The following is a 24,853-nucleotide window of genomic DNA, read 5'->3' as shown; positions in this document are numbered from 1 at the left end:
TAAGGTGAACAGTCAAGCAAAAGATACGCGCGTTCAAAGATGGGATCTATTCGAATTGGAGCTGACCGGATTGGAGGTTGGCAACCCTTATCTGGATGTCCAGGTTCAAGCGGTGTTCCGTTTTAATCAGCGGAGTGTCAAGGTAGACGGTTTTTATGATGGCGGAAGTTCGTATCGCGTGCGGTTTATGCCGGATGCGACGGGAGAATGGACGTATGAGACGCAGAGCGACCAGGCGGAGCTGGATGGCGTCGCCGGGACATTTACATGCGTAGAGCCCGAAGCGAATAACCATGGTCCTGTTCGTATTCGCAACGATATCCAATTTGCTTATGAAGACGGAACACCGTATTACCCGTTTGGCACGACTTGTTACGCTTGGATTCATCAGGATGAAGCTTTGCAGGAGCAGACGTTGAGAACGCTGGAAGAGTCGCCTTTTAATAAAATTCGGATGTGCGTGTTCCCGAAAAACTACAGCTTCAACTTTGATGAGCCCGAACATTTTCCGTTCGAAGGTTCGGCAGCCTCCGGTTTTGATTTCACGCGGTTTAACCCTGCTTTTTTTGCGAATCTGGAAGCGCGATTAATGGGATTGCGGAAGCTCGGGATCGAGGCCGATCTGATCTTGTTCCATCCGTATGACAAAGGGCGATGGGGCTTCGACCGGCTGGATGCCCGAACGGAAGAGTTTTATCTGCGCTACGTCATCGCCAGGCTGGGCGCGTTCCGCCATGTATGGTGGTCGCTGGCCAACGAATACGACTTCATGGCAGAAAAGGCCATGCCGGACTGGGATCGCTTGCTCCGTTATGTACAGGACCATGATCCGTATGTCCATCTCCGTTCTATTCATAATGGGACAAAGATGTATGATCATGCCAGCGTCAAGATGTACGATCATGCCAAGCCATGGGTGACGCACTGCAGCATCCAGCATTGGGACGTGACGATGACGTCGATATGGCGAGACCAATACAAGAAGCCGATTGTCATCGATGAGATTTGCTACGAGGGCAATATTCCGCAACGCTGGGGCAATATCTCCGGAGAAGAGATGACGCGGAGATTCTGGGACGGGGTAACCCGCGGCGCTTACGTAACGCATGGGGAAACCTTCGTGCATCCGCAGGATGAGATATGGTGGGCAAAGGGAGGGCGCTTGTACGGAGAGAGCGCAGAGCGCATCGCATTCTTGCGTGAGCTGATTGAGGCGGCGCCAGCAGCGTGCAGGCCGATTCCCGAGGTTCGGGATGTGCCTGCGTTGGGCGTGCCCGGGCAGTATTACCTGCATTATTACGGCATTCACCAGCCGCTATATCGAATCGTCGACTTGCCGGAGGGCGAAACATTCCGGGCAGAAATTATCGATACATGGAATTTGGAGATCACGCCGATCGAACAGCCGTTGTCCGGAACTTGCCGGGTGGATATGCCCGGGAAGCCGTATATCGCGATTCGCATCGTTCGAATCGAACAAGTATAGTCAATAACGCGGCCAAAGGCGCAGTTCCTCTTGTTATGGAGGAGGCTGCGCCTTTTTGGTCTTATTGGAAAGCTGTAAGTATAGGAAAGCCATGCGATTGCCCTGGGCGATCAACGTATCGAAGGCCGCATTGTCCCGTCGTCAACCGGCGAACAGCTGTTGGCCGAGCATGAGCTCAGCATGACATCCGGCGAGAATGACTTGATGATTTTGCCTGTCCGGATTGATGGGGATGAGCTGATGAGACTTTATTCGGTGACCTTGATACCGCTGGCTGGCTGGGAGGTTGACGGGAACAAATTCATCGAGATCGATGCGACGGATGTGGGGAATTAGAAGGTGAAAAAAATTTAAAATGGCAAAGCAATAGCCCCCATCCTGGACTCCATGGTGGGGGCTGTTTGACGTTAGAGTACAAGATATGCATGAGAAACCTTCTGCTTGGATTTCGTTTAAGCCAATATCGGGATCCATTTCGATAAAATAAATTTGTTTATAATATGAATTGACTGAGCTACATTTTTTAAATATGCTAATAGAGAGAATGTTATTTGAAGGGAAATATGATGATGACTGTAAGAAAAAAAGATATTGCCGATTATTTAGGGGTGTCGAGAGCTACCGTTTCAATGGCATTTAACAATTCGCCATCCAGCACGATTTCGGAGGAAACCAGAGCGCGAATATTACAGGCGGCCAAGGAACTGGGATACAAGGATACGAATCTCAATTCTAATATTGCTTTTATTATTTACAACCGCCCGTCTAATGACCCGCGTTATTTGCATGACTTAAAAGTGATTGAGCGCTCGGTACGCGAATATCATTATCATTTGCTGTTTATGAATATCAGTTCTCATCCCTCCGAGAAGCTGAGCTTGCTTCAATTTATTAAAACGAGCGAGCCGAAAGGACTGATTATTACAGGTGATTTGGATCATGAAATTATCAGTATGATCAAAAGCGCCGGTGTTCCTTATGTCATCTACGGGGGACCCATCATGGAAGAAGAGTTCAACATTCTTCCTGATCACAAAAAGGGTGCGTATGAGGCGGTCAAATACTTAATCAAACTTGGCCATAAGCGGATAGCGTTATTTAACGGCAGCTTGGATTTTGAAGTGCACAGATTAGCAGTCGATGGTTATATACAAGCGCTTGAGGAGCATGGCCTGCAGATAGATAAAACTCTCATTCAAATATCCAAAGAAGAAGACGGATATGAAATATGCGGGAGAATGACTGCGCTTAATATAGAGTATTCTGCGGCCTACTGTGCGAATACAGTTATTCAATTCGGCGTGCTTCAGCGATTGAAGGAGGACAAAATACAGGTGCCATTGGAAAAAAGCCTGATTGGTTACGGATATACAGATTTAAATCATATAAGCGTACCTGCGTTGACATCCATTTATGTAGATTGGCTGGAAAAAGACAAAGTTGTCAGTCAGCTGATTAAAGTGATCAACAACCCGAATCGGGCAAAAGAGATTCTATACTTGTCAGAAATGAAACTGTTTGAGGGCGAGACGGTTTCCCTGCTTATCAAACCCAGTCTATCATGAGGCAGAACCGATCTCTCTTAAGATAAACAATGTGGTTTACAGCAATTACAGCTGCCCAGCGGCTGTAATTTTTTTTGATTGCAGGCTAGTTGACACTTTATATAAAATAGTTTATTCTAATGACGCAAATATAAAATAATTTATATTCGCAATAAATGATTACAGGGGGAATGAACGTGTCTCGTAAAGGATTGAAGCTTGTAACCGTTGCAACGATCGTAAGTTTATTGGCAGCATGCAGTGCCAACAATTCAAGTCCTAGCCCTACTGCAAATCCGTCGAACCCATCTGCAAACACGGGGACCGGGGAGCAAAATGAAAGTGCTGCTAAAGGGCTGACGGGTGAACTGGAAATCGCGGCGTTCGTAGCTGGCGATACGAGAGAGCAGTGGTGGAATACGGTAATTGATGATTTTAAGCAAGACAATCCGGATTTAAAGGTTACAGCCATACTAAGCGGTGTAATTGGCGATGAAATCCGCCCTAGATGGATCAAAAATGATCCGCCGGATGTCACGTATTTAGGCGGAGAATCCTCGACAAAGGACATTCAGCAACTGACCAGCGATCGTAAATTCGAAAAGTTGGACGAATGGCTAAAGGAAGCGAAATCCTACGAGGATCCCGATAAGCTGCTAGTCGACGTGTTGAGCGTAGCCAATCGCGCTTATGACCCGGACGGTGATGTAATCGGACTGCCATTCTCAACCGGAGCGTACGGCATTTTCTATGACGCAAAACTGGCAAGAGACAAGGGCTGGACGGATCTGCCGACGAACTGGGATGATTTTATTGCTTTCCTTGACATGATCGAAGCTTCGGGAGAGAAGATTGCACCCATTAATTACCCGGGTCAAAACGCGCTAGGCTACTTGACCAATTATATGTTCTACGATGTTGCGAGACAGGATCCGAACGCTTACCTGGATGGTGTCAATATCGTAGATGGCGCATGGCTGAATCCGTTGTATTTGGAGAGCTTCAATAAACTTCAAAGCTTACGCAAATATGAGTTGGCAGGCAGCCTGGGCGCTACGCATACAGAAGCGCAAATTGCTTTCCTTCAGCGGAAATCGTTTTTCTATCCAACGGGCACTTGGTTAGAGGGTGAAATGGCCAATGATGTACCGGAGGATTTCGAAATGCAGGTCATTCCTTTCCCGATTAACGGAAAAGGCGAAAAGTCGATAACCCAAACTTATGCAAGCACAGATTTGTACATCCCGGTTGAAGCCAAAAACAAGGATAACGCAAAGGAATTTATCCGATACATGTACCAAGAGAAGTACGCGAAGCTTTATGCGGAGCTTGTCATGGAGAACTTTGCCATGAACGTGGATCTTACCGGCGTTCAAACGGCGCCATCCGTTATCAGCTACAGCAAAATGCTGCTTGATCCCAATTTGACAGTATTTCAAACGAATATTGGCCGTAACCCGACGGTATATGTTGATCTCAACAATATTTTCTTCGATGAGTTAAATAAAGCGTGGGCAGGCAAGCAAACGGGCGAGCAGCTGTTCGCTAATATGGATAAAGAAGCTTCCAAATACAAAAGCAAGGAAGGTTTTGAGCCGATAGAGGATCGTTTCCTTGTCGAACCTAGCAAGTAATAAACGAAACGATTTAAGACAGTAGAACGGGTATTGGGCGGTCATGAGCGACTCATGGCCGCATTCAGTAACATAAGGAGATACCTCATGATAAGAAGAAGGAACTTTATCGTATTTTGTACGTTGGCAATTGCTCCCGCTTTTTTAATTTATACGGTTTTGATTTTGTATCCGTTAGTGCAAGGCCTTTTGCTCAGTCTATATGACACCAGCAGCTTGTCTGCTGACAAAGTATTCGTAGGGCTGAAGCATTACAAAGCGCTGCTTGAGGAAGACAGTTTAGTTCAAGCCTTTTTAAATGATATGTTTCTCGGCGTATGGAGAATGGTTGCGGTGATGATTCTCTCTTTTTTCTTTGCTGAAGTGCTCAGCCGAATGAAAATCAGAGAGAAAGAGTTTTATAAGGTTATTTTCTTCTTTCCAAATGTGTTGTCCATTGTCGTTATATCCATCCTATGGGTGTTTATCTACAATCCCAACTTCGGCATATTAAATGAAATCTTAAAAATGATTGGATTGGATACTCTGGCGAAGCCGTGGTTGTCCGACTTTGATACCGTTCTTTGGGCATTGATACCTCCTTCTGTATGGGCAACAGTGGGGTTTTATCTTATTATTTTCATCGCTGCCATTCAAGGAATCGATCCTTCCTATTACGAAGCGGCCAAGGTGGATGGCGCATCTTATTTCAAACAGCTCACGTCCATTACGATTCCATTAGTATGGAATCATGTAAAGATCGCTGTCATTTTGCTGGTCATTGGCAACTTTGGCTCAAACTTCTCTATCGTTAATATTATGACGGGCGGAGGACCGGCAGGCACTACGGAGGTTATGCAGCACATTTTGTATAAAGAAGCCTTCGAAAGCCATAACTTCGGTTACGCAGCCATGATTGGCGTCTTGATGACTCTTATTGCGGCAGTTTATACACTAATCATGAACAAATTGTTCAAAAGAGAATCCATCGAATATTAAGAGAAAGTTGGCATGTTTATGCTCCAGTCACAGCGCAACAAAATAAAGGAGAACAAAGTTTCGGTTTGGATGGTTAGAGTCGCCCTTCTTCTATGGACAGCTGTAGTGCTTTACCCCATGATATGGACATTGCAAACCTCATTTAAAGATAATCGAGATCTCTATCAAAATATTTGGGGACTTCCTAAGGTTTTTCATTTTGAAAACTACTATAATGCTTGGGTTAAAGCGAGAATTGGCGATTATTTCTACAACAGTCTGTATGTAACGATAATCTCATTAATCGTTACAATAGCGATATCGGCGTTCGCGGCTTATGCGATCGCTCGAAATTCGCATAAAATATTCGGCTTTTTAACCTTTTATTTTATTTTTTCTATGATGATTCCAGGGAGCATTGCCATTATTCCGCAATATCTCGTATTGGACAAGTTTCATGTATTAAATAAGCTTGAAGGGCTTGCGCTCAAATATACCGCGGATTCCATCGCGTTTTCCATCTTTGTCCTTATCGGCTTTTTCAAGACATTGCCTAAGGAGCTAGAGGAAGCGGCGTATATCGATGGGAGCGGATATTTTAAAACCTTTACGCATATTATGCTGCCGCTTGCTAAGCCTGGGTTGTTCACGGTAGGTATTTTTCATTTCTTAGCTGCATGGAATGAATATTTTTTTGCGCTCATCATGATGACTGATCGAAGCAAATTTACGATTCCGGTAGGCTTGGCTAATCTCATGGCAACCTCTAATGTTCGGGCCGAATGGGGCGTGCTGTTTGCCGCATGCATCATTGTACTTGTACCGTCGATCGTGGTTTATACGCTTTTCCAAAGAAATATTACTTCTGGTCTGACAATAGGGGCATTAAAGGGTTAAGAGCGGAAGACTCTATTTAACCACGCATGATCCATTGAGCCGTTGAGAGGGGATATTGATATGAAAAGTAAGCTGCTCACGAAGCGAATCTTTATGTTGACGCTGGTTATGCTTATCATGGTAGGCGCCATTCCATTATACGCAAGCGCAAGCGAGGACACTCCGGCCAAACCTCACGATCATAGAGGGCATTGGTCGGAGAAAACGATAGAGCGTTGGATGAATCAAAACATGCTGCTTGGCTATGACGACGGTACGGTTAAACCTAATCGACCTTTAACGCGCGGCGAGTTTATCGTATTTTTGAACCGTGCATTCGGTCTCGAGGAAGAAGTGGAAATAACCTTTACGGATTTGCCGGCATCAAGCTGGCTATATAAGGAGACGGCTAAGGCGGTCAAGGCGGGTTACATTCGCGGACGAGGGGATGGCACCATCGGCGTTAACGATATCGTTACGAGACAGGAAGCTGCGGTAATGATTGCGCGAGTGATGGGCTTGCCTGAGGAACTGGAGGATAACAAGCTTGACTACAGCGATGCAGAGAAGATTGCAGGCTGGAGCAGTGCCGCCATAGCGGGTTTGACAAAGCTTGGCATTATGAAGGGATTTTCGAATGGAAGCTTTCATCCGAAAAAATTCATGACCCGCGCAGAGGCGGTCATATCGATGGACCGTATGCTTGCGCAGCTCGAACAAGACTATATCATTAACACGCCGGGGGTATATGATTTCTCGGATCTTACACATGCCCTCAAATGGAATGTGATTATTGCAGTCCCGGGCGTTACGCTGCGAAATCTGAAGCTTGAAGGCAATATTGTACTGGGCAGCGGGCTGACGGAGAAGGACTATACATTAGATGACGTTGAGCTTGGCGGCCGAGTCATCGGCAATGAAAATCCCGAATCAGCGCAGCCGACAGCGACTCCCACGCCGCCAGCTCCCGGAAGCGGAGGCAATAACGGCGGCGGAGACAATGGTCAGTCCGAAGGATTTATGCCGGTTATTAATGGCGTGGCAAGGGCGATTGTCGTTACGGAACCGTCTGCTTCCAAGCAAGTTAAGGATGCAGCCAACGAGCTAATCGAATATGTACGTAAGTCGACTGGAGCAACTCTTCCGCTTATGAACGCTGCGGAGGCTGAGGCGCTAAGAGACAATGCGACGTTGATTTATGTTGGTTTTATCGGAGCTTCCGCCAATACGGCTTACATCAATGCCCAAATGGTCGATCTGGACAATGACGGCTTCGTCATTCATCCGGAGAAGACGTCAAATGTGATTACGATTATAGGCCCGACTGACTGGGGGACGGAATTTGGCGTTTATGAGTTTCTTGAGCGTTATGTCGGAGTATGGTGGCTGCTGCCTGGACCGGACGGCGAGGACGTGCCGCAGCAATCCGGTTTTTCGGTAAAAGTGGAGACGGTACGGCAAGAGCCTTCCTTCTTCTCGCGAGCTTTTGATTCGAATATTGAGAATACAACCGCAAGAAAGGCTTGGACAAGGCATAACCGTATTCATAACCGAATGGATCACGATCACAGCTTTTGGAAGATACTCCCGCCAGCGCAGTATCAAACCGTTTATCCCGATTTTTATCCGTCCAGCGGTTTGATTAACACGCACGGAGGCTGGCAAATTTGTTTTTCTGTCCCGCAAACGATTGATGTCGTCAGCGACATCATTTTAGATTATTTCGAGCAAAATCCGGAAGCGGATTCGTTCTCCTTATCTGTCAATGATAATGGGGGCTTCTGCGAGCAAAATCCGAGTCATCCTTTATATCCCGACAAAATCAACTCGATTGGCTATCAGGACATGTCCAATATTTATTTCGGTTGGGTAAACGAGGTCGCGGATATTGTATTTGATCAATATCCGGATAAATATATTGGCACGATCGCTTATCATGAGGTGTATGATCCGCCAACAGACGTTATATTGCACCCTAATGTTATCGTTTATATAACGGATGAGCGTCTGTCATGGGCGGATGAAGATATGGGAAGCGCCGGCAAGGCATTTACGGAGAGCTGGCTCGAAGCGGCTCCAGGCGTGGCGTTCTACGAATATTTATATGGAACGCCATATTCGTTGCCGCGGCCCTATTTGCATCAAATGTCGGACATTTATAAGTATGCGGAACAAGCGGGGGTTAAAGCTCATTATACAGAGCTGTATCCAAACTTTGGCGAGGGACCTAAGCCTTGGCTTGCATCAAGACTTCAGTGGGATGCAGGCGCTGATGTCGACGAGTTGCTGAATGAATGGTATATACGGGCAGTAGGCGAAGAAGCGGCGCCTTACTTAGAAGCTTACTTTGCATTATGGGAAAATTTCTGGGAAGTCACAATGATCGAATCGACATGGTTTGATAAATGGGTCAATTCCAATCCGCGCCGAAATTTCATGAACTTCTATGATTCTACTTATTTAAAAGAAGTGACGGAATGGGACTTGACGCAAAGCAGAGCCTTAATGGAGGACGTTGTAGAGAAAGCGGCGACGCCGCTGCAACAGGCTAGAGCGGATATTTTGATGCAAGCCTTCGAATATTACGAGGCATCCGCGCTCAGTTATCCGTCGGATGACCCGCTGCAAGCTTTGACGACAACGGAAGAAGCAACGGAGCTGTTGGATCAAATGATTGTCAAGCTTGCCAAAGCAGAATATAGATTACAGCTATTTGATAGCTTTAAAACGCATGAAATCTTACAGCAGCCTTTGGATCCGCGCAATTACGGCAAAGCTTGGTCAGGCATTCGCAGCGAAGAAGTCGATATGCTTATTCAATGGGTCAAGGCTAATCCTGATGATGGGGCGGCAAGAACATACATTGACGATTCCATCAACGGCATCGATTCGCAGCTGGTTAAGCATTACTTGAAATTTATATTGGCAGAAGCTGACGGGCAAGCGGCGCTAAACGACAATACTTCGTTCGAAACGGGTATTTCAGGCGATATTGATGATGCGCCTCCATGGTGGTATTGGGTAGACTACGGCCAGAATGAGGACAATGTTCACCGGTCGGCTTTGGAGTCACGCACCGGCGAGTACAGTATCGAGACAATTGGTTTGAAAATAGGTGGTCCCGTTCGTGATGGAATCGATGTGGATCCCGGCTTCCATTCGTTAAGCGCCTATTATTACGTGCCAGAGGAATCCCTCAGCAATGGCAATATTTCATTGTTTATTAATTTCTGGGATGCTAATGGGACACATCTGGGCAATGCGATAACGACGAACAAATTGGCTAGAGAAACCGCCGGAAAATGGGCTTTGCTCGAATGGGTAGGAGAAATACCGGAGCGGATAGGCGGCGTACCAGTCAAAAAGGTGCAATTCGGAACCAATATCTTCGATTTTGAAGAAAATGAAAGGCTGTATCTTGACGATTTTAGATTTATGCGGCTAAGCGATCCTTATGTCCCCAATCCGGGCGACGATGACGAAGAAACGACGATAATCAATCATAACAGCTCTTTTGAGTTTGGAAGCGACGGGGCGGAGGACGCCCTGCCATGGTCCTATTGGATCGACAATTCTGTCGGATCCATGAGTCGCAGTAATGAGCATGCAAAAACGGATAGCTACAGCTTGAAGATTGACGGCGTTCAATTAGGGGCGCTCAGTCAAATCGTCGCCGCTCCTCCGACTGGCATGTATAAGCTAAGCGCCCAATATTATGTGCCTGCAGATCAACAATCGAATGGAACGGTCAAGTTGTTCATGAACTTTAGAGACGCCGTCCATAATCATTTAGGAGCGATTCCAACTGCCCCTCTTCATGTAAATGAGCAAACAGACCAATGGAATAAATTGGAATGGATTGGCGAAATCCCATTAGAGATGAACGGCTCTGAGGTTAAGCATCTGCTTCTTGGAATCGAAGCGGTAGGGTTCAGCACCGGAGAAACGATTTATTTTGATGATATTGAATTGGCACCATATACGCCGGTGCTGCCGCTTCCGGTTAATCACAACAGCTCTTTCGAGTTTGGAAGCGACGGAGCGGAGGACGCGCTGCCATGGTCCTATTGGATCGATTCCGGCATAGGCTCTGTCGGCCGGAGCACGGATCAAGCCAGGACCGATCAGTACAGCTTGAAGGCGAGCGGCGTTCAAGTAGCGGCAATCAGCCAGATTGTTGCGGCGCCTGAGGCAGGGTCATACAGGCTTAGCGCTTACTATTATGTGCCGGAGGGGCAGTCTTTGGGCGGAACTGTCAAATTGTTTATGCATTTCCGCGATGCGGCCCATAACCATCTAGGGACGATTCCAACCACGCATCAAGAAGTAGATTTGCTGGCGGGTCAATGGAATCTGCTGGAGTGGAGCGGTGAAATACCTGCTTCATTAAACGATGCGGATGTAAGCTTCATAATGTTGGGGTTAGAACTGATCGGTTTTACGAATAAAAAATCGATTTATTTCGACGATATTGAACTTATTCCATCTTCATAACTATACGTATGTCCTAAGCCAGCCCTTTGCTTTGCAGGGAAGTTAGGGGCTGGCTCTTTTCCACAAAGAAGATATCCATATCTGGAAAAAACGGATATTGGATGGGAGGCAGCAAGATGAGGAATCAATTGGAACATAAAGTGATTTGGATAACCGGGGCGCTGGGGTTAATCGGCAGATCGTCAGTCATTAAGTTTCTGGAGAAAGGCGCGACTGTCGTCGGAACCGATATCGAGGAGATCGAGCAGTTTTACGAGGCAGCCGAATTGCAAAAGCAGTATGGAGACAGACTGATGTTGTTTGTCTCGGATGCAACTCAAGAGGATCAGGTTATCGACAGTGTAACCCGTATTAAAAGTCGATATGGCAGGATTGATGGATTATTTCATAATGTATATACGCAAATATGGAAAACAACTACGGAAATTTCACTTTCAGAATGGAACAAAGTCATTGAAGGCACGCTTACGAGCACATTTCTCGTTAATAAATATGCCATCTCCTGCATGGTTGAGGCGGGTGCGGGAGCTATCGTCAATACTTCATCCATTTTGGGGAAAATTCCAATCAGAAATACAGCCGTTGCATATAGCGCAGCGAAAGCGGCTATTAATCATATGACTCGCATTCATGCTGTGGAGTACGCAAAATTCGGATTGCGGGCGAACGTCATTGTGCCAGGGGATATCAAAACAGAAGATTATGAAATTCAAGACGTGAATAACTTATTCGGCAGAAGCGGAAGGCCCGAAGAGGTGGCGGAGCTCGCCGCATTTCTATTATCCGATGCAGCCTCCTATATTACAGGCTCTCTTTATCCGATTGACGGGGGGTTCATGCGGTGAGCCTGAGCCTGTTTCACAGCAAGACTAGAACCGAGCTTTCGAAGTTGGCTGCAGCAGGGAGCGCCGTGCTGGTGCCATTGGCTGCCACGGAGCAGCATGGACCGCATTTGCCGGTTTATACGGACAGCCTGATTTGCGAGCATATTTGCGAAGAGGCGATAGGGAAGCTGAAGGTAGGCGACAAGATTTTATTGGCGCCCGCTATTACGATAGGGTGTTCGCAGCATCACCTCGCTTATGGAGGGACGCTGTCCTATCGATCATCTACTTTTCTCGCTATGCTGCAAGATATTGGCGAAAGTCTGGTAGCCTGCGGATTCAGACGAATTATATTTTTGAATGGGCATGGGGGCAATGAATCTATTATGCTCCAGGCGGTCAATGATCTGATTGTGAAGCATCCGATAGGGGCGGCGGCAGCCTCCTATTGGAGTCTGGTTCCGGTCGGAGCCCGCAATGAGCTTGCCAAGGAAACAGGCGGCCCGATGCCGGGACATGCCGGCGCGTTTGAAACCGCATTGGTAAAGGCGATGCGCCCTGACTGGGTTCATGAAGAGGCTATAAGCTTGAGTCACGCTTCATTGCCTTGGCAAGGTCAAAGCATTCCGGGCACTTTGCTGGGTACGCATGGATTGCTGACCGGACAGGACGGATATACGGATGCGCCGTTTGCCGCACAGGCTGCAGCTGGTCAACTGTCCTTGAAGGTAATTGCAGAGCATGTCGCAAGATGGCTGGAGCAGACGCTAAATACGATGAAGATAATGGAGTGCCCACGATGAAACGAAAACTTGACGGCTTGCCGAAGGTATGCGCCATCGTTACGGAATATCGATACAATTCGCATGCGGAGATGATTATTGGAAGGCTTATGGGCGAATTCGAATATAAGCCTTCCGTGCAAGTCGTCTCTCTATATACCGATCAGATACCGGAAGGGGATATGAGCCGTAGCGTGGCGAAAAGTTGCGGCATTCCGATTTATAACAGCATATCTGAAGCGATCCATGCGGCAGATAGCGAGCTGGCCGGCGTTCTTATTATTGGCGAGCATGGGAATTACCCGATCAATGAGCTCGGTCAGAAGATGTACCCGAGACGCAGTTTTATAGAAGAGACGCTGCATGCGATGGATGAATTGGGAAGCAGGGCTCCCATTTTTTCGGATAAACATCTTGCTTGGCGCATGGACGATACGATATGGATCTATCAAGCAATAAAAAGCAGAGCGATTCCTTTTCTTGGAGGCTCTTCGATCCCTCTGGTTGCTCATAAGCCTCCGCTGCAAGACAAAGTTCTGGAGCATATGAATGAGCTGTTTGTCGTCAGCTTTGGTCCAATCGAGGACTATGGCTATCATGCTTTCGAGGTGATGCAAAGTTTAGCTGAGCAAAGGCGTGGGGGCGAGACCGGAGTCTCCTCCATTTATGCTCTGCAAGGGGACTTGGTATGGCAGGCGATGGATCGGCTCAAATGGCCGGAGGAGCTGTTGCTTCGCGCGTTAGCCGCGTACCCGGCAAGAAAGCAAGGACATCCTCGGAAAAGAGTGGCAGACCCCGTATTGTTCATAGTGGAATATATGGACGGTCTTAGGGGCTATGTTATACAGCTGCCGGAAGAAGTGGAGCAGTGGTCCTATGCCGTTCGTGCCAACGATGGCGCGATCCATGAGGGATTATGTATGTCGGACTTGGAACGGCCGTTTCATCATTTCGGGACGCTCTTATCCAAGATCGAATCCATGATCGTGACAGGCCATTCGGAGGTGCCGTTGGAGAGAACCATGCTTACCACCATCCTGATTAATCGGGGAATGGAGGCTCTTTATCGCAAAGAGAGAATCGACTTGTCCACGATAAAGATACAATATACGCCTCTCCAGATTAAGCAATGGCGATCTCGTCGCGCTAACATCATTATTCCGGTTGATCAGGAGGGAACGTGTTGAGCGAAAGTGAAATCAAGCTGCAATTTGCGCATGCTCCTGCCCTATGGCAAAGCGGTCTTGCCGAAGTTTGCGATATGCTTGGCATCCGGCAATCCAGCGCAGGGATTCCCATATTTATAGAGCTTTCACTACAGAATGAGCTGTTTGTTCATTATGATGGAGAGCGCTGCATCATTCGTTATCATCAGGCTAATCAATTATTTCGGGCTGTAGGCTTGCTCGTCGAGGCGTTGAGAAGCGGTGCGGCTTTTCCTATTCGGGAGACGCCGTGTTTCGATACCATTGGCGCCATGATCGACTGCTCGCGCAATGCAGTGCTCACTGTGGAAAGCGTGAAAGAGCTGCTTCGTCGAATGGCGTTAATGGGCATGAACACGCTTATGCTGTATACGGAGGATACGTATACAATTGCTGACGAGCCTTACTTCGGCTATATGAGAGGGAAGTATTCGCCGGAGGAGATTTCGGCATGCGATCGTTATGCGGCTAGTCTCGGCATCGAGCTTATTCCTTGCATACAAACGCTTGCTCATTTAGAAGCCTTTCTGAAGTGGGAAGCGGCAGCCAAATATAAGGATATGCACGATGTGCTGCTTGTTGGAGACGAGGATGTGTACAGGTTCATAGAGCGGCAGATTAAAGCTGCCGCCGAGCAATTTATGAGCAAAAGAATTCATATTGGCATGGATGAGGCGCATCACTTGGGGAGAGGACGTTCCCTGGATCTTTACGGCCCTCAGGACCGATTTCAGCAAATGAGCGGGCACCTGTCGAAAGTGACGGAAATTGTCCGCTCGCATGGCCTTACGCCTATGCTGTGGAGCGATATGTTTTTCCGGATCGGCTCGGAAACCCATGATTACTACGATTTGAATTCGGAAGTAGCGCCAGCGACAATCCGGCAAATCCCATCCGAGGCGAAGCTGGTCTACTGGGATTATTACCATGATGATCCGGCTTTTTACCAAACCTTTGTCGATAAGCATAAGGCTCTAGGCTCTATGCCTGTATTTGCCGGTGGCATATGGACCTGGCTTGGCATGTGCACTCATTACACACGGACATTCCGTTGTTCTAAAGCAGCGCTTTCGGTATGCAAGGAGGCGGGCGTCAAAGAGGTATTTATTACGGCTTGGGGAGACAATGGAGCGGAGAATCAGATGTGGAGCGTATTGCCCGGTCTGCAATATTATGCGGAGCATGCTTACGCGCGAGAATGGAGTCAAAAAAAATTCCAACGCCGTTTGGCATTTTGTACAGACGTTCCGCTTGAGGCGTATATGCTGATCGAGCAACTGGATGATATCCAAGGTGTTTCGATTGATCCGCAGGATTTTTCCAATCCGTCAAAATACTTGCTATGGCAGGATCCGCTTCTAGGGTTGTTTGACAAACATGTAGAAGGTTTGGATACGTTCGTTCATTATGATCTGCTGGAGAAGGAACTCATGCGTCGTATGCAAGAAAGCGAAGCCGCGAGACGAATGCTGGAGGTGCCCGCAAAGCTGTGCGGCGTCTTGAAAATAAAAGCAAATCTGGGCATTCGTTTAAAAGAGGCTTACGATTCGGGCAACCGCGAAGAGTTGGCCTTGATTGTCAATACAGATATATCCGAGCTGCTTGTCCGGTTGGAGCAATTAAGAGAATTGCACGGCGAGCAGTGGATGAGCCATTATAAGCCGCAGGGCTGGGAAGTGATTGATTTGCGTTATGGCGGTCTGTTGGCGAGATTGCGTTCGACGCAAAATCGAATTACCCGGTATCTTTTAAATCATATCCCAGCAATCGATGAGCTAAAGGAGGATCGTCTGTATTTTGACGATCGCGTGCAAAGAGGTAGCGTTACCGATTATTTTACAACCTATCATCGCATAGCAAGCCCTAATAATGTGACATAATCGCGAGATGAATCGAGAATAAGAACGGAGTGAACAGACATGGCGGAAAAACTGAGAATATTGCCGATTTCATCGGCTACACGCACAGGCAACCTCGTATTTGTATCTGGTCAAGGAGGACTAGACCCGCTTACCAGCGCGGTGGTCGGCCCCTCACTGGAAGAGCAGACGGTGCAAACAATGGAAAATATACTGACCATCCTTGCCGATAACGGCTTAACCTTCGATCATGTAAAGAAGGCGAATATCTATTTGGCGAAAAGAGAGCATTATGCAGAGTTCAACGCTATTTATGCTCGATATTTTACAAATATATTCCCTGCCCGCACGACTGTTTATTGCGAGCTGAACTATGATCTGTTGGTCGAGATTGATGTCATAGCACAGCTTGAGAGCGGAGAGTCACAAGAATAAATAGCAGGAGGCTGAACACATGTTATGTGTCAGTGAGAGAATAACGCCGGATCATCAGGCTCTAGCCAATCCGCTTCGACGAATTGCCTTCATAGCTTAACCGTTTTTGCTGTGCGAGAGAGAAGATCGCCTACGATGAGTCGGTGCTGTTCTTTCTCGCACAGTTTTATTTAAATAAAAATTATTCGATATCATAGAATTGTTCAAATGAGTCATGTTTTGTATATAGTGTTTGACAGGGGATGCTTGCTATACTCGGTGTAGATCATATCTCGTACAACTCTTCGAATAATTGGAAGGAGTTTTGAAATGAACGATGTATACCGTATCATTGTGAACCATCCGCAATTAATTTCGTTTTGGGATTTTGCCGAACAGCCCGGACAAGAGGCGATAGCAAAGGGACCATTTCCTTATCCGTTAACCGAAATGGCTGGACCGATTGAGCGAGTGGAGGACGGACCATTCGGCGCGGCTGCTCAAGTTAAACTTGGACAATGGTGGAACCTGCCAAGACATGCCTGTCCTGAACTGAACTTTCATGGCAAAGATGCCAAACTTACCGTATTGGCTTGGCTAAAGCGCGAGAATATTCCCAATCGGGGTTGCGAGGCCATAGCGGGGATGTGGAATGAGACGGAAAAGAAACGCCAATACTGCATGTTTGTTAATTTAAATATTTGGGACAGCGCCGACCAGGTTTGCGGCCATGTTTCGGCGGTGGGAGGTCCTACGCCGGGTTATAAGTATTGCATGACCACGGCGATCGGCTCTACACCTATCGAAAAAGAAGAATGGCATTGCGTGGCTTTTACGTATGACGGACAATATGCCAAGGTATATTTGGACGGGGTTCTGGATGAACGTGAAGATTTTAACCCCTATTTGTATGATTCGGGATTATTCGATGGCGGAGACGATGGCGCTGACTTTACAGTAGCTGCGGTGCATCGTTCCAACGAAATGGGCAACTTTTATACCGGAGCTATTGGAGGCTTGGCGGTATTTAAGGAAGCTCTGGGCGAAGATGAGTTAGCGGAACTTTGCAAGATTATCGTTTAACGCTGGATGGAGGCCCTCCCATTAGCTTTTTGAACATACGATTGAAGTGGGATTGATCGCTGTAGCCAAGATAGTCCGAAATCTCGCCGATGGTCATATGGTTGTTGATCAATAAGTCCATCGCCGTTTGTATGCGAAGATGATGAATATACGCTATTGGCGTCAACCCTGTTAATTCTTTATAGGCTTGGCTGATGTAATTGGGCGAACGGCCCGAAAGCTCGGCAATTCGCGGAATGCTGACCGTTTCCCGATAATGCTGGATGAGATAAGTTTGTATGGTCTTGACAAGCTTTAATTTAGCGGGGGAGTAAACCGTCATCTCGGCTTCTCTCCCCATATGTCCCAGCAATTCGGACAAAATGCCTTGGCTGATGATCTGATATTGGGGAAGATGACCTAGCCACTGCTGCAGCAGGACGACAAATCGCTGCGTCATGTAGTCTAACTGTCGAGTGCGAATTTTACAAAAGTGCTCAACCTGAAGAAAAGGAAACGCATCCGGTTGCAGGATATGAAAATGCGCCGAATATTTCTGATGCGGTCCATCGGGGTGATTGCGGCCTCCTCGTAATTTGTTGCGCGGAATGTATAAAATATCGCCCTTTTCGAGCTGGACGTCTACGCCCTCAATCGTATAGGTTAATTTTTCTTTTGTGACGAGAATGAAAATATTATAGGGGGTACGAGCTTCTTCGATTTGCCAGTTGCTCCTCATATCGTCCACGCAAACGAGAAAAAGTTGAAGCAAAAGCGATCACCTCATCTAGATTCATGTGATGTGATTATATCACATCTGATTTCGGATTATTTAGAAAGCGTTTTCTTAATTGATTGGTTCGGGGGGATTTTAAATGGCTCTTTATCCTGTCGCATTAGAGGGAGAAATCCCGGTCGGAACGAATATCGTGGTCGAAATTGAAGGGCGTTCTATCGGTGTTTACAATGTGAACGGCGAATATTTTGCCATTCATAACTATTGTCCTCATCAGGGAGCCGAAATTTGTAAAGGACCGGTGTGCGGGACGAATATGGAGTCAGAGGTTTATCAATTTATTTATGGTCGCGATCAGGAGATTGTTCGTTGTCCTTGGCATGGCTGGGAATTTGATCTAAAAACAGGGAAGTCCTTATTCAGCGATAAGGTTCGCGTACGCAGCTACCCGATGCAAATACAGGATGGCCAGTTGTTTATCACTGTCGGCAAATAGAGGAGGAGACATAATGAATCAAGAAGAAAAGTTGCCGGTTATCGATTGTGATGTGCATAATGGCTTTAGGTCGAATCATGACTTGTTTCCTTATCTGGATGATACATGGAAAAGCCAGGCGCTTCTCCGTGGAGGCGGCTTGCCGTTAGGCGGCGGCTTGCCCTATGCATCGCCGATCGGAAATAAGAGGAAGGACGCAAATCCTCCAAGCGGATTGCCTGTCGGGGCAGATCCTGATTATATGATTAAGCAGTTGATTGAGCCGTTTAACATTGAGTATGCTATTTTATGCTCTGATTCCATGATCGCCGTTTCTTCTTTTGCGGATGCCGATTATGCAGCGGCGATGTGCAGAGCGTACAATGATTACTTAATTGCGGAATGGCTGCCGAAAAGCCCAACATTTAAAGGTTTGTTATGTATAGCTACACAAGATCCGATTCAAGCGGCGAGGGAGATTGATCGAGTAGCCCCGCATCCTGATATCGTCGGCGTATCGATTATTGGGGGATCTAGGATGCCATACGGGCAACGCTTTTTTCATCCCATCTATGAAGCCTGTCAGCGAAATGGCATGCCGTTGGTTATTCACCCTGGCGCAGAAGGTTCAGGAATTTTTAATCCTCCTACAGCAGTCGGCTACGTATCCAATTATTTGGAGTGGCATAGTTGTTTGCCGCAGACGTACATGGCCCATTTGGTCAGCTTCGTATGTGAAGGCGTGTTTGAGAAGTATCCCGACTTCAAGGTCGTGCTCAGTGAAGGAGGCGTCACTTGGCTGCCGCCGCTGTTATGGAAGCTGGACAAAAATTTCAAAGCGCTTCGCGCGTCAACGCCATGGCTAAAAAGGTTGCCCAGCGAATATGTTCGCGACCATTGCTTTATGACGACTCAACCGATTGAGGAGCCTGATAATCCAAAACATTTAAAAATGATGTTTGAAATGTTCGATGCAGAAAACATGTTATTGTTCTCCAGCGATTATCCGCATTGGGATTTTGATGATCCGACTAAGATTCTAAAGCAATTCCCTTTAGAGACTAAACGTAAAATTTTGAGTGAAAATGCAAGGGCTTTATTTAAATTGCCATAATGAAATAAAGGTATAGGAAAGATGGAGGAGCGCGAATATGTGCTTCTCCGTCTTTTTCGGCCTTATAGAGATTTTGAACACGCACTTACAGGGGGGAGCGGCATGAAGCTATCGAATGTATGGCATTCTATTCAATTTAAGTTAACGGTCAGTTTTCTGGTCATTTTGCTGCCTCTCGTGGTCGTTAGCGTCATTGCAAATGTTTACTCGCAACGTATGATGTATGACCAAATTACAGAGCGTACGAGAGGGGCTCTGCTTACAGCTTTAGAATATGTGGATCAGCTTACGAAAAATATCGAGCAGCAATCGCTTTTAATTAGCTCGAATCCGGAAATCGTAAATGTTTGGATGGAAGCGGATGATCCGTTAAATCTGCAGTATCTCTATGATATGCGCATGATCCAACAGCAGCTTTCCGCATTAATTAGCGTAAATCCAGCCGTAAGAGAGGCGTTTATTGTTCATGGACAAAGCGGAAGCGGGATTTCGACATTGCAAGGCGGAGTAAAGTGGAAGGAGATTGGCGAGGAACAATGGTTTCAAGACGCACTAGAAGCTAATGGAGGGTTATCGGTTTATATGCCGGATGCCGCTCAACGAAATGAATCCCGTTATTTGGAGGAAGGTTATATTTATTATGCAAGGCTTTTAGACGTGTTTAACAGTAATTCTCAAGATAATGTGCTAGTGATTGTGATCGATAAACATGCTTTGAATACGGTTGTTCAGCATTTGCAAACCTCCGAGCATATTAAAACCAGTCTTCTGTATCTGGATCAGCTTGTGTTGACGAGCAATTCCACGGTTCAGTCCGGCAATAACATGTTCAGTATTGAAGAAAGCAATGGGATCTGGTCCATCCAGATGGAACAGCCGGAATCCGAGCTTTTTAAGCAGCCTTATTATTTAGAGCTGATGACCTATTTGATCATTATGATCAGCATATTGCTGGCGTTATGTTTGGCATGGCTCGTGTATAGTGAAATTTCCAAGCCGATGCGAAAACTATTCGGCGCAATTAAACTATTTAGCGGTGGGCATCTGCTTGCCAATATCAAGCATGGACGCAAGGATGAGTTCGGCCTGTTAATGGATGCTTTTAATCGGATGGCCGAGTCTCAGCGCAAGCTGATCGAGGATGACTACGAGAAAGAGCTTAAGCTGGCGCGCTCCGAATTCAGCTTGCTGCAATCTCAAATTAATCCGCATTTTCTGTATAACACGTTGGATTCTATTTATTCTGTCGCGGATAAGCACCAGATCAAGGAAATCGGCGAAATGGTTTTAAATCTGGCCCAATTTTTTAGATTCAGCCTGGGCAAGGGAAAGGAAACCTTTACGCTAGAGGAGACGATACAGCATCTTATGTATTACATCAGAGTTCAACAAATTCGAACGGATCAGTTTACGGTAGAAATGGATATCGCCGAGGACACGAAGCCTATTCCGGTTCTCAAGCTTTTATTGCAGCCTATCGTGGAAAACGCGATTGTACATGGCATTTGCAAAAGCTCCTATGGCGGTGATCTCTATATACGTACCAGATTGATAGATGGATTTTTGCGAATAACGATCGAAGATACGGGCTGTGGAATTGCAGAGAACGAGTTGACGGAAATCAAGCAGGAGCTCCAGAAAATAAATGCCCATTCTTATCGGTATATACAAGAAAAGGAATTCAGCAAATACTTTGGGTTAAAAAACGTTGTATCACGAATGAAGATGTATTATGGAAATCAGGCGGAAATGACAATCGATCATAATGCGATGGGCGGAACCCGAGTCACTGTAACTTTGCCGATAGAAAGGGATGAAGCAGCATGAGAATGTTGATTGCGGAGGATGAGCATTTTGTACGCGAACGTATGGAGAAGGGGATCGCTTGGGATGAGCACGGGATTGAAGTCGTTGACGCAGTCGGCAACGGACGGGCAGCCATGGAAATCTTGCAAAAAGAGCATTTGGATCTTGTGTTAACCGATATCCGGATGCCTGATATGAATGGGTTGGAGCTTGCTCGGGAGCTCCATCAACGGTATCCGCATATCAAGATCATTATTTTAACCGGCTACGATGATTTCGAATATGCAAGAGAAAGTATTGATTATAAGGTTTATAAATATTTGGTGAAACCTGTAGCGAACGAACTGCTGCTGGAGGCGGTTTTGGAGTTAAAGAAGCTTCATGAAACAGAGCTTTGGGAAAGGCATCAACTCACTTTGCTTGAGCAGAGATGGCAGGAGCAGCTGCCGCAATTGCGAGAATCGATGTATAAGAATTGGTTGAATGGACAATATGCTCTGTGGGAGCTGGAGAAGAGATGTCGTGATCTCAATATTTCGATCAAGCAAGGGCCGCTGTGGCCGCTTGTATTTGACATGGATCCGATTCAGGCCGGCAATACACGTTTTCACGAGCAAGATCGCCCATTAGTCCAATTTTCTTTGCTAACCATCGCCAGAGAGGTTTTTATGGAGCTGGATCCAATCATTTTGCAGGATGATGACGGGATGACGGTAGTTATATTGTTCGGGTCGCATACGCAGGAGGAGTCAGGGTCTTGGCAATCGCAAGCGCATCAGCATATTCAAACGTTATTAGCGACAGTGAAGGATTGTTTAAAGCTGACAGCCAGCGTAGGGCTGGGTCCGGTTACGGACGACACGCTTATGCTCCCGCATGCTTATAAGCAGAGCAAGCAAGCACTGCAGGAACGGATCGTACTAGGTAATGAAACGATTGTCCAATTCCGTGATCCGTCCAGCTTCAATGCGAGCTTGATGTTTGTACAGGATATCGAGAAAGAGCTGGAGATGGCGATTGAGACGGGCAACGAAGCGGCGATTATGGCATTATCGGAAAAGATAATCGAAAGCAGATTTGCCAATGGCGCTTCCGCAATGGAAGCGAAAGAAGCGATTTTTCGAATGGTCTGCTTTTTGGGGAAAATCGTCCACTCGCATGGCTGGTTCATGTCGGACGCGCTTGGAAAGGATTACGCCCGGTTTGAGCAATATCCGTCGCTTTTGACCAGGGAACAGGTGTTGGAATGGTTTCGGCAGCTGTCTTTCTCTATCAGCTCGACCATTGCGCAGCGCAAGCAGACGGGAACACAATTAATGTTGAAGGAAATTGTTCAATTTATTCATGAGCATATTCACGAGGAGGAGCTCAGTCTCTATTTGGTTGCGGATAGACTGTATGTCAATTATTCGTACTTGAGCCGAATATTTAAAAAGCTTATAGGAGAATCCTTCTCGGAATATGTGCTGAAGCTTCGTATGGAGAAAGCAAAGGAGCTATTGGCAACCGGACAGCTTGTTTACGATACGGCCGCGCAGGTTGGATTTCGACATGTGAACTACTTTTCAAAGGTCTTTATGAAATATTGGGGAGTCAAGCCCAGCGAGATCAAGCATTGATTTGCAAGGGCCCAAATGACGTCGTAGCCGTTTCGCCTTGCGAAAAAGTAAAAATTGTTTCATTAGAAGGCAAATATGCTGGATACGAATGTTTTGAAAAAAAGGATATAGTTAAAGCATTCCAAATGAATAGGGGAGGGGTATATGAACGCTTTTAAACAAAGATCACCTTGGCTTCGGTATTGGGATTTATATCTTATGCTCTTGCCGGCCATGCTTTTTATTATTGTGTACAAATATGTCCCGATGTACGGCGTCATTATCGCTTTCAAGGATTTTAATATTATGAAAGGGATCATGGGCAGTTCGTGGATTGGCTTCGAACATTTTCGTCAGCTCTTTATGTTCGATGAATTCCCAAGGGTTGTGCGCAATACCATCATCATCAGCTTTATGAAGCTTATATTCGGTTTTCCGGCTCCTATTATTATCGCACTCCTATTAAACGAACTTATGTTGAAACGCTTTAAACGAGTTGTGCAAACGTTTACTTACATCCCTCACTTTATATCATGGGTGGTAGTCGGCGGGATTGTTATTGATTTGCTGTCGCCCAGCAGCGGGATCATTAATAAAGTCATCCAAAGTTTAGGTTTGGAACCCATTTTCTTTATGTCGGACGGACAGTGGTTCCGCTGGATTCTTGTGTTTTCGGATAACTGGAAGGAAGCCGGCTGGGGAGCGATCATCTATTTGGCTGCTATATTGGGCATCAATGATGAGCTGTACCAGGCTGCCAGGGTTGACGGCGCAAGTCGACTGCGGCAAATCTGGCATGTGACCTTGCCTTGTATTCGATCGACAATCGTTATTTTGTTATTGCTTCGGATTGGCAATGTATTCGACGCCGGCTTCGAACAAATTCTTGTCATGTATAACGCTATGGTATACGAGGTAGCTGACATTATAGATACTTACGTATATCGAGTAGGCTTAGGCCAAATGCAATTTGGGCTAACGACTGCAGCAGGCTTATTTAAATCCGTTATTGGATGCGGATTGCTGATTATGGCGAATTGGATGGCGCGAAGGATGGGAGAGGAAGGCATTTTTTAAAGAAGGAAGTTCAAATCAAGTGAGAGGGGGAGACAGATTGATACGATCTAGAGGGGAAATTTGGTTTCAATATTTCAATGTGGCCTTTCTCTCGCTGCTTTCTTTGTCCATGATACTTCCGTTTATCCATATTGCAGCGAAATCGTTAAGCAGCGAGGCTTTTGTACTGGCGAAGGAAGTATATTTTTGGCCCAAAGGATTCACGCTATCCTCCTTCCAATACGTGCTGGAAAATCGTCAGTTTTTTTATTCCTTTTCGAACTCGGTTTTTCTAGCCGTAGTCGGAACCGCGCTGAGCATGGCGATTACGATCTTGGCCGCCTATCCATTATCGCGAAAGAATGTACCCTTTACCCGTTTTTTTATGGTCGTCATTGTCATTACGATGTTTTTTAGCGGGGGGATTATACCAACTTACCTGGTGGTAAGGGATACGGGGTTGCTAAACTCCATTTGGTCATTAATTATTCCCGTGCTTATGTCGCCCTTTAATCTGATATTAATTCGGAATTTCTTTATGAGCGTGCCGGATGCGCTTGAGGAATCGGCTAGAATCGATGGCGCGAGCAATTTCCGAATATTACGCTCCATCTTTGTCCCATTGTCGGTACCGGCGCTTGCGACAATTGCGATGTTTTACGCGGTTGGTTATTGGAACAGCTTCTTTAATGCCATGATGTACATTACCGAAAGGCGATGGATGCCGCTCCAGATGTTGCTCCTGCAGCTCATTTCGGAGGAAGGCGTCAACGATTTGGCGATGATCGACGCTTTCCAAGAGGTTACGGCGGAGACCATTCGGGCTGCTTCTATCTTGTGTGCAGTTGTTCCTATTCTGTGCGTCTATCCATTTATTCAAAAATATTTTGTTCAGGGCATCATGTTGGGAGCAGTCAAGGGGTGAAAAAAT

At 46.4% G+C, this 24,853-nt stretch carries 20 protein-coding genes; 19 read left to right on the top strand and 1 reads right to left on the bottom strand.

What is annotated here, in order from left to right:
- Positions 1–4 precede the first annotated feature (4 nt).
- From KJW29_RS14210 to KJW29_RS14150, 13 genes are all read left to right on the top strand, one after another.
- Positions 5–1,486 carry a DUF5060 domain-containing protein gene (locus KJW29_RS14210; RefSeq protein WP_214630265.1) on the top strand — a complete coding sequence of 494 codons (1,482 nt, stop codon included), beginning with the start codon at positions 5–7 and terminating at the stop codon, positions 1,484–1,486.
- 159 nt (positions 1,487–1,645) lie between these two features.
- Positions 1,646–1,822, top strand: coding sequence for a hypothetical protein (locus KJW29_RS14205; protein ID WP_214630264.1), 177 nt, complete (start codon positions 1,646–1,648; stop codon positions 1,820–1,822).
- Between the two features lie 227 nt (positions 1,823–2,049).
- Entirely contained in the window at positions 2,050–3,051 is a 1,002-nt protein-coding gene (locus KJW29_RS14200) for a LacI family DNA-binding transcriptional regulator (protein WP_214630263.1), read from the top strand.
- A gap of 176 nt (positions 3,052–3,227) precedes the next feature.
- The gene (locus KJW29_RS14195; RefSeq protein WP_214630262.1) at positions 3,228–4,664 is read left to right on the top strand and encodes an extracellular solute-binding protein; all 1,437 of its coding nucleotides are present in this window, start codon (positions 3,228–3,230) and stop codon (positions 4,662–4,664) included.
- An 87-nt stretch (positions 4,665–4,751) separates the two neighbouring features.
- Complete coding sequence (locus KJW29_RS14190) at positions 4,752–5,642, top strand: carbohydrate ABC transporter permease (RefSeq protein WP_214630261.1); 891 nt, start codon at positions 4,752–4,754, stop codon at positions 5,640–5,642.
- Positions 5,643–5,654: 12 nt separating this feature from the next.
- Positions 5,655–6,518, top strand: coding sequence for a carbohydrate ABC transporter permease (locus tag KJW29_RS14185; RefSeq protein ID WP_214630260.1), 864 nt, complete (start codon positions 5,655–5,657; stop codon positions 6,516–6,518).
- A 60-nt stretch (positions 6,519–6,578) separates the two neighbouring features.
- A complete protein-coding gene (locus KJW29_RS14180; protein WP_214630259.1) occupies positions 6,579–10,991 on the top strand; it encodes a DUF4838 domain-containing protein in 4,413 nt (1,470 codons plus the stop codon).
- 116 nt (positions 10,992–11,107) lie between these two features.
- Positions 11,108–11,836: an SDR family NAD(P)-dependent oxidoreductase gene (locus KJW29_RS14175; RefSeq protein WP_214630258.1), complete on the top strand. Its 729-nt coding sequence runs from the start codon at positions 11,108–11,110 to the stop codon at positions 11,834–11,836.
- Positions 11,833–12,618 (top strand): creatininase family protein, encoded by a 786-nt coding sequence (locus KJW29_RS14170; RefSeq protein WP_214630257.1) that lies wholly within the window; start codon positions 11,833–11,835, stop codon positions 12,616–12,618. The genes KJW29_RS14175 and KJW29_RS14170 overlap by 4 nt, the downstream gene beginning before the upstream one ends.
- Positions 12,615–13,784 (top strand): hypothetical protein, encoded by a 1,170-nt coding sequence (locus KJW29_RS14165; RefSeq protein WP_214630256.1) that lies wholly within the window; start codon positions 12,615–12,617, stop codon positions 13,782–13,784. The genes KJW29_RS14170 and KJW29_RS14165 overlap by 4 nt, the downstream gene beginning before the upstream one ends.
- On the top strand, positions 13,781–15,682 hold the full coding sequence (locus tag KJW29_RS14160) for a beta-N-acetylhexosaminidase (RefSeq protein WP_214630255.1): 1,902 nt from the start codon (positions 13,781–13,783) through the stop codon (positions 15,680–15,682). The genes KJW29_RS14165 and KJW29_RS14160 overlap by 4 nt, the downstream gene beginning before the upstream one ends.
- Before the next feature lie 39 nt (positions 15,683–15,721).
- On the top strand, positions 15,722–16,096 hold the full coding sequence (locus KJW29_RS14155; RefSeq protein ID WP_214630254.1) for a RidA family protein: 375 nt from the start codon (positions 15,722–15,724) through the stop codon (positions 16,094–16,096).
- A 309-nt stretch (positions 16,097–16,405) separates the two neighbouring features.
- Positions 16,406–17,158, top strand: coding sequence for a LamG-like jellyroll fold domain-containing protein (locus KJW29_RS14150; RefSeq protein ID WP_214630253.1), 753 nt, complete (start codon positions 16,406–16,408; stop codon positions 17,156–17,158).
- Here the strand turns inward: KJW29_RS14150 and KJW29_RS14145 are convergent.
- The gene (locus KJW29_RS14145; RefSeq protein ID WP_214630252.1) at positions 17,148–17,909 is read right to left on the bottom strand and encodes an AraC family transcriptional regulator; all 762 of its coding nucleotides are present in this window, start codon (positions 17,907–17,909) and stop codon (positions 17,148–17,150) included. The genes KJW29_RS14150 and KJW29_RS14145 overlap by 11 nt on opposite strands.
- Positions 17,910–18,012: 103 nt before the next feature.
- On the opposite strand from KJW29_RS14145, the gene KJW29_RS14140 reads away from it, so the two are divergent.
- From KJW29_RS14140 to KJW29_RS14115, 6 genes are all read left to right on the top strand, one after another.
- A complete protein-coding gene (locus tag KJW29_RS14140) occupies positions 18,013–18,369 on the top strand; it encodes a Rieske (2Fe-2S) protein (RefSeq protein WP_108993320.1) in 357 nt (118 codons plus the stop codon).
- A 13-nt stretch (positions 18,370–18,382) separates the two neighbouring features.
- Positions 18,383–19,462: an amidohydrolase family protein gene (locus KJW29_RS14135; protein WP_214630251.1), complete on the top strand. Its 1,080-nt coding sequence runs from the start codon at positions 18,383–18,385 to the stop codon at positions 19,460–19,462.
- Between the two features lie 102 nt (positions 19,463–19,564).
- The gene (locus KJW29_RS14130; RefSeq protein WP_214630250.1) at positions 19,565–21,289 is read left to right on the top strand and encodes a sensor histidine kinase; all 1,725 of its coding nucleotides are present in this window, start codon (positions 19,565–19,567) and stop codon (positions 21,287–21,289) included.
- Positions 21,286–22,887: a response regulator transcription factor gene (locus KJW29_RS14125; protein WP_214630249.1), complete on the top strand. Its 1,602-nt coding sequence runs from the start codon at positions 21,286–21,288 to the stop codon at positions 22,885–22,887. Before KJW29_RS14130 ends, KJW29_RS14125 begins: the two co-directional genes overlap by 4 nt.
- A gap of 144 nt (positions 22,888–23,031) precedes the next feature.
- Positions 23,032–23,943 carry an ABC transporter permease gene (locus tag KJW29_RS14120; RefSeq protein WP_214630248.1) on the top strand — a complete coding sequence of 304 codons (912 nt, stop codon included), beginning with the start codon at positions 23,032–23,034 and terminating at the stop codon, positions 23,941–23,943.
- A 37-nt stretch (positions 23,944–23,980) separates the two neighbouring features.
- Positions 23,981–24,847 carry a carbohydrate ABC transporter permease gene (locus tag KJW29_RS14115; protein ID WP_214630247.1) on the top strand — a complete coding sequence of 289 codons (867 nt, stop codon included), beginning with the start codon at positions 23,981–23,983 and terminating at the stop codon, positions 24,845–24,847.
- Positions 24,848–24,853 lie beyond the last annotated feature (6 nt).

Source organism: Paenibacillus agaridevorans (assembly GCF_018604145.1).
In the GTDB taxonomy this organism is placed as follows: domain Bacteria; phylum Bacillota; class Bacilli; order Paenibacillales; family Paenibacillaceae; genus Pristimantibacillus; species Pristimantibacillus agaridevorans.
The sequence above is the reverse complement of the archived record's forward strand: the minus strand, read 5'-3'. Positions and strand labels throughout refer to the sequence as shown.

Excerpts from the sequence above, each read along its gene's own strand:
- KJW29_RS14130 (WP_214630250.1), top strand. The coding sequence starts at position 19,565 with ATGAAGCTATCGAATGTATGGCATTCTATTCAATTTAAGTTAACGGTC.
- KJW29_RS14125 (WP_214630249.1), top strand. The coding sequence starts at position 21,286 with ATGAGAATGTTGATTGCGGAGGATGAGCATTTTGTACGCGAACGTATG.
- KJW29_RS14175 (WP_214630258.1), top strand. The coding sequence starts at position 11,108 with ATGAGGAATCAATTGGAACATAAAGTGATTTGGATAACCGGGGCGCTG.
- KJW29_RS14140 (WP_108993320.1), top strand. The coding sequence starts at position 18,013 with ATGGCTCTTTATCCTGTCGCATTAGAGGGAGAAATCCCGGTCGGAACG.
- KJW29_RS14200 (WP_214630263.1), top strand. The coding sequence starts at position 2,050 with ATGATGATGACTGTAAGAAAAAAAGATATTGCCGATTATTTAGGGGTG.
- KJW29_RS14150 (WP_214630253.1), top strand. The coding sequence starts at position 16,406 with ATGAACGATGTATACCGTATCATTGTGAACCATCCGCAATTAATTTCG.
- KJW29_RS14155 (WP_214630254.1), top strand. The coding sequence starts at position 15,722 with ATGGCGGAAAAACTGAGAATATTGCCGATTTCATCGGCTACACGCACA.
- KJW29_RS14185 (WP_214630260.1), top strand. The coding sequence starts at position 5,655 with ATGTTTATGCTCCAGTCACAGCGCAACAAAATAAAGGAGAACAAAGTT.
- KJW29_RS14120 (WP_214630248.1), top strand. The coding sequence starts at position 23,032 with ATGAACGCTTTTAAACAAAGATCACCTTGGCTTCGGTATTGGGATTTA.
- KJW29_RS14165 (WP_214630256.1), top strand. The coding sequence starts at position 12,615 with ATGAAACGAAAACTTGACGGCTTGCCGAAGGTATGCGCCATCGTTACG.
- KJW29_RS14180 (WP_214630259.1), top strand. The coding sequence starts at position 6,579 with ATGAAAAGTAAGCTGCTCACGAAGCGAATCTTTATGTTGACGCTGGTT.
- KJW29_RS14135 (WP_214630251.1), top strand. The coding sequence starts at position 18,383 with ATGAATCAAGAAGAAAAGTTGCCGGTTATCGATTGTGATGTGCATAAT.
- KJW29_RS14190 (WP_214630261.1), top strand. The coding sequence starts at position 4,752 with ATGATAAGAAGAAGGAACTTTATCGTATTTTGTACGTTGGCAATTGCT.